The sequence below is a fragment of the Ruegeria sp. O4 genome (genome assembly GCF_056535125.1).
In genome coordinates this window covers 109,024-120,670 of record NZ_JBQERO010000003.1, presented here as the reverse complement: position 1 = coordinate 120,670, position 11,647 = coordinate 109,024, and the positions used below count along the sequence as shown (strand labels likewise).

13 protein-coding genes are annotated in these 11,647 nt (G+C 56.8%); all 13 read right to left on the bottom strand.

Translation table 11 applies throughout. The annotated features are described in order from the left end of the window. Window positions 1-2 precede the first annotated feature (2 nt). Entirely contained in the window at window positions 3-923 is a 921-nt protein-coding gene (locus ACR0J7_RS06375) for a sulfite exporter TauE/SafE family protein (RefSeq protein WP_480475128.1), read from the bottom strand. Between the two features lie 91 nt (window positions 924-1,014). Next, window positions 1,015-1,938: a sulfite exporter TauE/SafE family protein gene (locus ACR0J7_RS06370; RefSeq protein ID WP_480913620.1), complete on the bottom strand. Its 924-nt coding sequence runs from the start codon at window positions 1,936-1,938 to the stop codon at window positions 1,015-1,017. A gap of 90 nt (window positions 1,939-2,028) precedes the next feature. Further along, a complete protein-coding gene (locus ACR0J7_RS06365; RefSeq protein ID WP_480475132.1) occupies window positions 2,029-2,997 on the bottom strand; it encodes an ABC transporter permease in 969 nt (322 codons plus the stop codon). Next, window positions 2,997-4,091: an ABC transporter permease gene (locus ACR0J7_RS06360; protein WP_267363837.1), complete on the bottom strand. Its 1,095-nt coding sequence runs from the start codon at window positions 4,089-4,091 to the stop codon at window positions 2,997-2,999. Before ACR0J7_RS06360 ends, ACR0J7_RS06365 begins: the two co-directional genes overlap by 1 nt. A gap of 1 nt (window position 4,092) precedes the next feature. Beyond that, entirely contained in the window at window positions 4,093-5,622 is a 1,530-nt protein-coding gene (locus ACR0J7_RS06355; RefSeq protein WP_480558831.1) for an ABC transporter ATP-binding protein, read from the bottom strand. A 95-nt stretch (window positions 5,623-5,717) separates the two neighbouring features. Beyond that, complete coding sequence (locus ACR0J7_RS06350; RefSeq protein ID WP_209506467.1) at window positions 5,718-6,716, bottom strand: BMP family lipoprotein; 999 nt, start codon at window positions 6,714-6,716, stop codon at window positions 5,718-5,720. Between the two features lie 157 nt (window positions 6,717-6,873). Then, on the bottom strand, window positions 6,874-7,287 hold the full coding sequence (locus tag ACR0J7_RS06345; protein ID WP_480506752.1) for a GNAT family N-acetyltransferase: 414 nt from the start codon (window positions 7,285-7,287) through the stop codon (window positions 6,874-6,876). Beyond that, the gene (tsaB, locus tag ACR0J7_RS06340) at window positions 7,284-7,874 is read right to left on the bottom strand and encodes a tRNA (adenosine(37)-N6)-threonylcarbamoyltransferase complex dimerization subunit type 1 TsaB (protein WP_480506753.1); all 591 of its coding nucleotides are present in this window, start codon (window positions 7,872-7,874) and stop codon (window positions 7,284-7,286) included. The genes ACR0J7_RS06345 and tsaB overlap by 4 nt, the downstream gene beginning before the upstream one ends. Beyond that, window positions 7,864-8,427, bottom strand: a complete 564-nt coding sequence (locus tag ACR0J7_RS06335; protein ID WP_480483192.1) for a NifU family protein — start codon at window positions 8,425-8,427, stop codon at window positions 7,864-7,866. The genes tsaB and ACR0J7_RS06335 overlap by 11 nt, the downstream gene beginning before the upstream one ends. 69 nt (window positions 8,428-8,496) lie before the next feature. Next, complete coding sequence (locus ACR0J7_RS06330) at window positions 8,497-9,090, bottom strand: DsbA family protein (protein ID WP_480913617.1); 594 nt, start codon at window positions 9,088-9,090, stop codon at window positions 8,497-8,499. Between the two features lie 9 nt (window positions 9,091-9,099). Beyond that, the gene (locus tag ACR0J7_RS06325) at window positions 9,100-9,555 is read right to left on the bottom strand and encodes a universal stress protein (RefSeq protein WP_267366250.1); all 456 of its coding nucleotides are present in this window, start codon (window positions 9,553-9,555) and stop codon (window positions 9,100-9,102) included. A 77-nt stretch (window positions 9,556-9,632) separates the two neighbouring features. Beyond that, window positions 9,633-10,496 carry a branched-chain amino acid aminotransferase gene (locus ACR0J7_RS06320; protein ID WP_480913615.1) on the bottom strand — a complete coding sequence of 288 codons (864 nt, stop codon included), beginning with the start codon at window positions 10,494-10,496 and terminating at the stop codon, window positions 9,633-9,635. Window positions 10,497-10,555: 59 nt separating this feature from the next. After that, window positions 10,556-11,584, bottom strand: a complete 1,029-nt coding sequence (gene trpS / locus ACR0J7_RS06315; protein WP_480773314.1) for a tryptophan--tRNA ligase — start codon at window positions 11,582-11,584, stop codon at window positions 10,556-10,558. Window positions 11,585-11,647 lie beyond the last annotated feature (63 nt).

Genomic DNA, 11,647 nt, shown 5'->3' with positions numbered 1-11,647 from the left:
TCTTAATGCCCCCCGCTGTTGCCAAGCGAATAAAGCTCGGATGGTTCAAGAAGCAGATCAAGGGCCAGCTTGCCGCAGACGACCAGAACCAGCGCCGCCAACAGAACGCGTAGTTGTTCTGCCGGCATGCGCGAACCGATTACGGTTCCGATCTGGGCGCCAATGACGCCCCCGACCAGCAGCAATACCGCCAGGACAATGTCCACTGTATAGTTGGTGGTCGCGTGCAGCATCGTGGTAAATGCGGTTACGAAGATGATCTGAAACAACGATGTGCCGACAACGACTTTCGTGGGCATTCCCAGCAGGTAAATCATCGCCGGGACCATGATGAAGCCGCCACCGACCCCCATAATCGCGGACAAGACCCCGACGCTTAGACCAACTACAACCGGTGGAATGACCGAGATATAAAGACCTGATGTGCGAAAGCGCATCTTGAAGGGCATCGAATGAACCCAGCCACGTTGGCGGCGCTTGGCTGGCGCTGCCCCGCCTTTCTTGGCTTTGCGCAGCGCCCTCAGGCTTTCGATGAACATCAGGCTGCCAATGATACCAAGGAAGACCACGTAACAAAGGGTTACCAGAAGGTCGACCTGGCCTAGGCTTTTTAGATAGTTAAAGACAACAACGCCCAATGCAGCCCCGACTAGACCGCCTGTCAACAAAACCGTACCCATCTTGAGGTCAACGGTCTTTCGTCGAAAATGGGCCAGCACCCCGGAAAAGGACGATGCAACAATCTGATTGGCCTCTGTCGCAACCGCAACAGCCGGTGGTATGCCAATGAAAAACAGCAGCGGCGTCATGAGAAACCCGCCGCCGACCCCGAACATCCCCGACAGAATTCCAACCATTCCACCCAGACCAAGGAGTAGAAATGCATTTACCGAGACTTCGGCTATGGGCAGGTAAATATGCATGATACCGTCACTTTGCGCTGGGTCTTGGCTTGCCTTCTATCAAACTCGAATTCAAGAGCGGTTATTGTCGCGTGGTACGGAGAAAACAACATCATACCCCTCCAGGCTCTGCCAGAGAAAAGATCTCCAACGGCGGCAATAGAAGGTCAAATCCGATCTTTCCGGCAACGCCCATGACCAGCAACGCCAACAGAATGCGCAGCTGTTCGGCTTTCAGACGTGCACCGATCTGCGTCCCCAATTGCGCGCCCAGAACGCCGCCAAGCAACAAGAACAGGGCAAGCACTATGTCGACGCTGAAATTTGTCGACGCATGTATCATGGTTGTGAAACCGGCGACGAAAATGATCTGGAACAGGGATGTCCCGATAACCACTTTGGTCGGAATGCCAAGAACATAGATCATCGCGGGTACCATGATGAACCCGCCGCCGACACCCATGATCGCCGACAGGATGCCAACACCAAACCCGACCAGTGCAGGTGGTATGACCGAGATGTAAAGGCTTGATGCCCGAAACCGCATCTTGAAGGGCAGTGCGTGAACCCATGTACGCTGGCGTCGCTTGGGGGCAGGTTGATACCCGGACTTTCTGGCTTTTCGGATGGCGGCAAGGCTTTCAATGAACATCAGGGTTCCGATAGCCCCCAGAAATACGACATAGCAAATCTGTACAGCCAGATCGACCTGTCCGAGATGCTTGAGAAAATTGAAAACCACCATACCCAGGGCCGCGCCAAACAACCCTCCGGTCAGCAGAACGCTTCCCATTTTCAGGTCCACGGTCTTGCGCCTAAGATGCGCCAGCAATCCCGAAATGGAAGAAGCGACAACCTGATTGGCTGATGTCGCAACGGCAATCGCCGGAGGTATGCCGATAAAAAACAGCAGCGGAGTGATCAAAAATCCTCCGCCGACCCCGAACATACCAGATAAAACACCGACGACCCCACCGATCCCCAACAGCAGGAATGGGCTGACAGAAACTTCGGCTATGGGAAGGTATACGTGCATACCCTCTTAGAACGGTTGCAGCATGCAAAATCAACTCTGCATGCCGCCTTGCAGCGAACAGGACCGAAACTCCATTCGGAACTGGCCTTATCAGCGCTCTTTGATGTAGGGCTCTCCGCCTGCCCGTGGTGGCACGGCCTTGCCGACAAAACCGGCCAGAATAACAACTGTCAGGATATAGGGCAGGGCGTCCATCACCTGGACCGGAATCACTACGCCGCCAAGATCGATGTTTTGGAACCGAAGTGCTACCGCCTGAAGCAGGCCAAACAGCAAACAGGCCCACATGGCGTGCCACGGGCGCCATTTGGCAAAGATCAAGGCGGCCAGCGCAATAAAACCACGACCAGCGGTCATTTCCTTGACGAACCCCGCCTGCAAAGCCGTCGCCAGATAAGCGCCCGCGATACCACAAAGTACGCCACAGATCGCGACGGCTGCGAAGCGCAGGCCAACCACGGATACACCCGCCGTGTCGACGGCTGCCGGGTTTTCACCCACAGCCCGCAGGCGCAGGCCGAACCGTGTGCGGAAAAGCACCCACCACGTTGCTGGAACCATCAGGAATGCCACATAAACAAGGATCGAATGGCCCGAGAGCAGTTCGGAATAGATAGGGCCGACAATCGGAACCCCTCCAAGCGCATCGGCAAATGGAAAGTTGATAGGCTCGAACCGGCCGCCACCAAAGAGCGAGGGCGTACGACCGCCCTGTTGGAACCAGCTTTGGGCGACAAGCACTGTCAGGCCCGAGGCGAGAAAGTTTATTGCAACACCCGAAATCAGCTGGTTGCCCCGGAAGGTTATCGATGCCAACCCGTGCAGCCCTGACAGCGCCAATGAGGATCCGATGCCAGCCAGCAAGCCCAGCCAGACTGAACCCGTAACCGCCGCGACAGCCGCAGAAAAGAACGCGGCCACCAGCATTTTGCCTTCCAGCCCGATGTCGAAAATGCCAGCCCGTTCCGAATACAGACCGGCCAAACAGGCCAGCAAAAGAGGCGTGGATAGGCGGATGGTCGAATCCAGAACCTGGATGAGGGTTACAAAGAAGTCCATTACTCTGCCCTCTTCCGCATACCAAGGAACAGTTTCTCAAGCGGCATCCGTACCATGTTGTCCAGCGCACCGGTGAACAGGATCACCAGCGCCTGAATGACCACGATCAGTTCGCGGGGGATCGATGCCCACAGTGCCAGCTCGGCCCCGCCCTGATACAGGAACCCGAACAAAAGCGCGGCCAGCAATACGCCGAAAGGATGTGATCGCCCCATAAGGGCCACTGCAATCCCGATGAACCCAGCACCCTCGGTCGAGTTCAGGACAAGGCGCTCCGCCTCGCCCATAACGTTGTTGATGGCCATCAGACCTGCCAGCGCACCCGAGATCAGCATCGCAACAATGGTAATGCGAACCGGCGAGATGCCGGCATAGACCGCGCCGGTTTCTGAGTGGCCGTAAGCACGGATTTCATAGCCCAGCCGGGTCCGCCAGATCAGCGCCCAGACGACGACACAGGCCAGCAAAGCGATGAAGAACGTAATGTTTACCGGAGCCCCCCGGAACACCACGTTCTCTGCGGTTGAGAACATTGACTGGAATGTTGGCAGATGGACGGATTCGGGGAACCGTGCGGTTGCCGGGTCCTGCGACCCTTGCGGGCGCATGACATTGACCAGCATGTAGTTCAGAAAGGCAGCGGCAATAAAATTGAACATGATCGTGGTGATCACGATATGGCTGCCGCGCTTGGCCTGAAGATAGGCCGGGATAGCGGCCCAAAACGCGCCGAACAGCATTGATGCGGCGCAGGCCGCAAGCAATGCAATGCTCCAATGCGGCCAGTCGACGTAAAGGCAAACCATGGCCACCCCAAGACCGCCCAGCATCGCCTGACCTTCGCCACCGATGTTGAACAAGCGGGCGTGGAATGCGACGGCGACCGCAAGACCGGTAAACATGAAATTCGTCGCGTAATAGAGCGTATAGCCCCAGCCATAGGTTGACCCCAACGCGCCCGAAACCATCAGCTTAACAGCTTCGACGGGGTTTTCTCCGATGGCGAGGATGACCAGCGCCGACAGGATAGCGGCCAGCATCAGACTGATCAGCGGGATCAGAACGACATCGGCCCATTTAGGCATTTTTTCCATCCTACGCGGCCTCTCCTGCAACACCGGCCATCAGCAGGCCAAGTTCTTTTTCATCTGTTTCATTGGGCAGCCGTTCACCCATGATATGCCCGTCGAACATCACTGCGATCCGGTCGGACAGCGAGAATATCTCTTCCAATTCAACCGAAACCAGCAGGATCGCCTTGCCTTGATCGCGCAGGGCTACGATCTGCTTGTGAATGAATTCGATCGCGCCGATGTCAACGCCGCGCGTCGGCTGGCCGACCAGCAGCAGGTCAGGGTTTCGCTCGATTTCGCGGGCAACGACGATTTTCTGCTGGTTTCCACCCGAAAAGCTCTTGGCTGCAAGCCAAGGATCCGGTGGCCGGACATCGAATTTCTCGATCTTGGCTTCGGTATCAGCACGCAACGCGGCATTGTCCATGAACAGGCCCCGCTGATAAGCGGGGTCCCGGTGATAGCCAAAGGCCACGTTTTCCCACGCGTGGAAATCCATAATCAGGCCTTCACGCTGCCGATCTTCCGGCACATGCGCTATATGCTGTGCACGACGCGCCTGACCGTCAGATCCGGCTCCGCTTAGGGCCAGCGGTTCGCCGTTCAGCTTGATCGAGCCTTGTCCCGGACGCATCCCGCCCAGAACCTCCAGCAGTTCCGACTGCCCATTGCCCGCCACACCGGCAATACCGACGATCTCACCGGCACGCACGGTCAGGTCGATACCTTTGACCCGTTCAACACCGGCGGAATCGAAAACGCTCAGCTTTTCGATCTCAAGGATGGGTTTGCCCGGCGTCGCAGGCACCTTGTCGACTTGCAGCAAAACCTTGCGGCCTACCATCAGCTCGGCCAGTTCTTCAGGGCTGGTGTCCAAAGTTTTCACCGTAGCTGTCATCTGCCCACGGCGCATGACCGAGACGGTATCGGTGTTTTCCATGATTTCGCGCAGCTTGTGGGTGATCACGATGATCGTTTTCCCTTCGGCCCGCAGACGATCCAGAATACGGAACAGCTGGTCAGCCTCAGCCGGGGTCAGAACACCAGTCGGTTCATCCAGAATCAGAATCTCGGCCTTGCGATACAATGCCTTCAAAATTTCGACACGCTGCTGCATCCCCACACCGATCTCATCAATGCGTTTGTCGGGGTCAACGAACAGTTCGTATTCTTCTTCCAGTTCTTTCAGCTCTTTGCGGGCCTTGGCCAGAGACGGAGCCAGAAGGCCGCCATCTTCAGCACCCAGAACGATGTTTTCCAGAACCGTGAAATTCTCCACCAGCTTGAAATGCTGAAACACCATCCCGATGCCCGAGGCGATAGCCGCCTGGCTGTCAGGGATTTCGGTCTTTGTCCCGTTGATCCAAATTTCACCTTTGTCGGCTTTGTAAAAGCCGTAGAGGATGCTCATCAGCGTGGATTTGCCCGCACCGTTTTCACCGATAATCCCATGGATCGTACCGGGGGCGACGCTGATTGAGATGTCTTTGTTGGCCTGAACCGGCCCAAAGGATTTGGAAATCCCTTTGAGCTCAATGGCGGGGACGGTCATGTCTTACCCTCAACTGCCGAAAAGCCCATCCGGCAGGTGGCACGGATGGCAGAGTGGATGGCAGGGCGGAAGGGTTCCTTCCGCCCCGCGCGGTATCAGAACTGCAGTGCGGGGCAGCTGTCGTTCTCGTAATAGCTGACAACGGTGATATCGCCGTTGATGATGGCTTTGCGGGCTTCTTCCACCGCATCGTTCATGCGAACTGAGACAAGCTCTTTGTTGTTATCGTCCATGGCGACGCCTACACCTTCTTCGGCCAGTCCCATGGTGAACACGCCGGTTTCTACGGCGTCACCTGCTTTCATCGCGTCATACACCGCGACGTCGACACGTTTCAGCATCGACGTCAGGACCTTGCCCGGATGCAGGTGGTTCTGGTTGCTGTCCACGCCGATCGACAGAATGCCTTCGTCGGCTGCCGTTTGCAGAACGCCTACACCTGTACCACCAGCCGCGGCATAGATCACGTCAGCACCCTGGCTGATCTGTGCTTTTGTAAGTTCGGAACCTTTTACAGGATCGTTCCACGCCGCAGGGGTGGTGCCGGTCATGTTGGCGACAACATTGATGTCCGGGTTCACCGCTTTGGCGCCTTGTGCGTATCCGCAGCCAAAGTGGCGGATCAGCGGAATGTCCATACCGCCGATAAAGCCAACGGTGCCGGATTTTGATGCCATCGCGGCCATCATGCCAACCAGGTACGACCCTTCATGCTCGGCAAAGCCGATCTGGCGGATGTTGGGGATGTCCAGCCAGTTCACGTCGACAGCCACGAATTTGGTTTCAGGATAGTCGCCTGCAACAGCCGACAACGGATCAGCCATACCAAAGCCCATGGTGATGATCGGGTTGGCACCTGATTCTGCGAAACGGCGCAGAGCCTGTTCGCGCTGTGCTTCCGACTGGATCTCGATCTCGCGATACTTGCCGCCGGTCTCATTGGCCCAACGCTGCGCGCCATTATAGGCAGCTTCGTTGAAAGATTTGTCGAACTTGCCGCCCAGGTCAAAGATCAGCGCCGGTTCGGCGAAAGCTGCACCTGCGGTCAGAGCGACAGCAGCGGCAGCACCCATCAAGGATTTCATCAGGGTCATTTAAGTCTCCCATTTTTTTGTTGGCACGAGGTCAGATTAGCCCCGTTTACCCACTTTTAGCGAGCATAAGTGTTGTGATGGCGGGAATTAAGGACGTTTGCAACCGTCATGGTCAATTGATTTCTGACCAAATGGTCTAAAAAATCTTTGGTTGCCGTTAGGGCAGTGCGCGTTCCATCACAAGAGCATCGATATTTGGGCCTGTTTTTCTAGAATAATAACCTTTGCGCCGACCGCACTGGCGATACCCGCATCGCCCGTACAGCGCGATTGCTGCAACATTGTCGGCAGCCACGTCCAGAAATGCGCGGTTTGCCTGCAAAGTGACTGCCCGGTCGTGCCAGATGCGCATGGTCTGAAACCCGAGACCTTGTCTTTGAAACGTGGGGTGAGTCGCAATCGTCAGTAACTCTGCCTCACCCGCGATCACCTGAAAAAGGGCAAAGCAGCGGGCATTTCCAACGTAATCAGTGAACCGGTTTTCCATAAGGCCGGCGAATTCATCGGCAGTCCATGGGCGTGACTGGGTGAATGCCGCTGCATGTGTCGCTGCCATCTCGTAAGGCGTCATTGGTCCAGTAACACAGGCGGCACATCTCGGGATGGGGCCGCGTCCGCAGGTCTGACATATAGCGGGGCCGGAGGCGCACTGACGCTGTGCCATCGTTTTGCGGCAAGTCTGGCAACGGCTTGTATCTGCAATGCGGGGTCGGGGCAGACATACAATGGCCCATGCTTTTCGGCCTCGTCCAAAGGCAAAAGGCATGGGCCGGTTCCGGGAAGTTGTACATATACCTGTTCGCGCGGCGCAGGGATGGCTGGAAGTTGCCCCGCTTCTGCCAGTTCAATCAGAGCATCGAATCCAGAAACGCCCACCGCCGGGACGCCAAGGCCCAAGGCAAGGCCCCGGGCGGCAGAGACCGAGATGCGTATACCCGTGAAATTGCCGGGCCCAATCCCAACACCGATAGCGTCCAGATCGGCCCATACGCAACCGGCCTCGGTCAGCACTTCTTGCAGCAAGGGCATCAATCGTTCGGCTTGACCCCGCGACATGCCTTCGACACGGGATACTGCGATCACACCGCCACGCAACAAAGCGGCCGCGCAATGCGCGGCCGATGTATCAAATGCCAGGATCGTCGGGTCAGACGGCAACTGGGCGAACCTCAGTCACTTCGGGGATGTAATGGCGTAGCAGGTTTTCGATACCCATCTTCAGTGTCAGGGTTGATGACGGGCACCCCGCGCAGGCACCTTGCATGTGCAGGTAGACGATGCCGCGATCAAAACCATGAAAGGTGATGTCGCCACCATCCTGTGCTACGGCCGGGCGCACGCGGCTGTCCAGCAGGTCTTTGATCTGATTGACGATCTCTGCATCTTCTCCGGTATGTTCGGCATGACCCGAGGCCGCTGCCGCGTCGGCACCCATGACGGGCTGGCCGGATTGATAATGCTCCATCACTGCGCCAAGAATTGCAGGTTTGATGTGATCCCACTGAACATTGTCGGATTTGGTCACAGTGACAAAATCGTTTCCAAAGAACACACCGGTCACGCCGTTTACGGCAAAGATTCGTTTGGCCAATGGGGACTTGTCACCAGCCTCGGCTGTCGGGAAATCCGCGGTTCCAGCCTCAAGAACCGTTTGGCCGGGCAGAAATTTCAACGTGGCCGGGTTTGGGGTGGATTCGGTCTGGATGAACATGAGGCAGCTCCGTCTGAGGTGTTTCTGATATGCGCTCAGGGGTCGGAGAAGTCAATATTTGGAACGATTCTAAATCGTGACCGCGTAACGAATCGCGTCATCCAGCCGGTCATCTCCCCAAAACAACTCTGTCCCTGCCACAAAACTGGGTGCGCCGAACAGGCCAAGTGCTTTTGCGCGCGCGGATTGCTCGAACAGCGCAGCCTTGATGCTCGGATCTTTTGCGCGATTCATCACTGCCGCAGGCAGACCTGCCATCTTCAGGCAATCCTCAAGCACGCCTTCGTCAGAGATGTTCCTCCCGTCCCCGAATTCAGCGCAGAAGACAGCCTTTGCGAAGGCAGCCCGTTCTTCGCGATGCGCAAGGGCCAGAGCCAGGCGCGCTGCGGTGAGAGAGTATTGCGGGAACGGGTCAGGCCGAACCAACGGCAGCCCGCGTGCGCCGCAAAGACGTTCCATGTCGCGCCACATATAGCGCCCTTTGGCCGGATAAAGGTTGAACGGCGACGTGCGCCATCCCTGATCCGCGAAAATCGGACCTAACAGAAAAGGCTGCCAGTCGACCGAGACGCCTTTGTCCTGCGCAGCCTGTTCGATCCGCATCGCGCTGAGATAGGAATAGGTCGAGGCGAAGTCGAACCAGAACTGCAACGTCTTCGCCATGTTCAATCCTCAGGTGATTTCTTCCAACTTTTCCTTGCTCAGGTCACCGGGAACAATCGTGATCGGGATCGGTAGGCTGCCAGAGTTTTTTGTGAGCTGAGTCACCAGCGGGCCGGGGCCTTTCTTGTCAGTCCCCGCCCCAAGAACAAGAACGCCGATCTCAGGGTCAGACTGAACGTGTTCGATGATCTGCGGCACCGGATCACCTTCGCGAATGGCCAGTTCAGGTTCTACATTCTGTTTGTCGCGCATCCATTTGGCGAAGACTTCGAAATGGGCATGGATACGTTCCCGGGCTTCTTCGCGCATGGTTTCGGCAACACCGATCCAGTGATTGAACTCGTCCGGCGGAATAACCGACAAGATCGTCACGCCGCCACCTGTATGCGCGGCACGCATCGCGGCGAACCGCATTGCGTTCAGGCATTCACGGCTGTCATCCAGAACAACTAAGAACTTACGCATGGGTGTCCTCTTCAATTTTAAGGGATCATGCCCGAGCGTTTGCGTGCTGGCAACTCGGACACGTTCATGTCGATGTACTAGCGTTCGCTTGCAGCCCAGTCCCAGTAAAGTGCGCGGGCACGGCGGGCAATGGGACCAACCTGAAACTGTGTGTCCTCCAGCGCAGTCACCGGTGTGATCTTGCTCATATTGCCGGACATGAAAACCTCGTCCGCCTGGTGAAAATCCTCGAAACCCAAGACCGTTTCATGAACTGTAACACCATCCTCGCGCAGATTCTTGATATGTCGCGCCCGCGTGATCCCTGCCAAAAATGTCCCGTTGGGGATCGGAGTAAAGACCTCGCCATCCTTTACCATGAAGATGTTGGCCGTTGCCGTTTCGGCCACATTGCCCATCGCGTCAGCGACCAGAGCGTTCGAGAATCCTTTGGAGTGTGCCTCTTGCAACATGCGCGCATTGTTGGGGTAGAGGCACCCGGCCTTGGCATTGACCACAGCCGATTCCAGTACCGGGCGACGGAATCGCGTGGTCGCCAGCGTGGCCGAAGCCGTTTCAGGTGCCATTGGGATTTCTTCCAGACAGATGGCAAACCCTGTGCTGTTTTCCTGCGGAACGATTGCCGTGCTATCGCCGTCAATGCCCCAATACATCGGGCGGATATAGACAGCCGTGTCAGGGCTGTAGGCTTGCAACCCTTCATGCACCAATTCGACCATCTGCTCGGTTGTCATGGTCGGTGTCAGCATCAGGGCTTCGGCGGACCGGTTCACCCGGGCGCAATGCGCGTGCAGATCAGGGGCCAACCCGTCGAAATAACGGGCGCCGTCAAAGACCGAAGACCCTAGCCACGACCCGTGATCCGCTGCGCGCATGATGGGAGTATCCCCGTCATGCCATTGGCCCTGAAAATAGGTCCGGATGTTTTTGCCGGTTGCCATGACGCCCTCCTGTGGTTCAGGCAGACCCTAGGAGGGCGTCAGGCGAAGGTCCAGTGCATTCAGCGTGATGCTGATCCGACCATACCGACGATTTCATAGGTCTTTTGCAGGATCGGAGCGGCGATCTGACGCGCGCGCTCGGCTCCGTGAGCCAGAATCCGGTCAATCTCGGCCTGTTCCCCCATAAGACGCGACATCTCAGTCGAGATTGGGGCCAGCTTGGCGACTGCCAGATCAGCCAACATCGGTTTGAAATCACCGAACTGCTTGCCCCCAATTTCGGCCAGAACCTGGTCGATGCTCTGGTCGCTGAGTGCTGCGTAAATATTGACCAGATTGCGCGCTTCCGGGCGGCCCTCCAGACCTTCGACATCCGACGGCAAAGCGTCAGGGTCGGTCTTGGCCTTGCGGATTTTCTTGGCGATCGCATCGGCATCATCGGTCAGGTTGATCCGGCTCATGTCCGAGGGGTCGGACTTTGACATCTTCTTGGACCCATCCCGCAAGCTCATGACCCTTGTGGCTGACCCTTCGATCACCGGCTCGGTGATGGGAAAGAAATCGACGCCAAAATCGTTGTTGAATTTTATGGCGATGTCGCGGGTCAACTCCAGATGCTGTTTCTGGTCTTCTCCAACTGGCACATGGGTTGCGTGATAGATCAGAATATCGGCTGCCATCAGAGCAGGGTAGGCAAACAGGCCAAGCGAAGCGTTCTGCTGGTTTTTGCCCGCCTTGTCCTTCCACTGGGTCATGCGCTGCATCCAACCCATGCGCGCGACACAGTTGAATATCCAGGCCAGTTGCGCGTGTTCCGGCACCTGACTTTGGTTGAACAAGATTGATTTTTCCGGGTTTAGACCGGAAGCGATGTAACCGGCACAAAGCTCCCGCGTTGCATGCTGCAACTCGGTTGGGTCTTGCCAGACGGTGATCGCGTGCAGATCGACCATGCAATAGATAGTCTCAAATTCCTCGCTCTGCATTCTCACCCAGTTCCGAAGCGCCCCGAGATAGTTGCCGAGATGCAAATTGCCCGAAGGCTGCGCACCGGAAAACACGCGTGGCGTGAATTGGGACTCAGTCATCAAAGGGAACTCCTGTCTGGAAAAATCAGCCCCCGTCGCTTACCCATGAGGCAAAGGGACGTC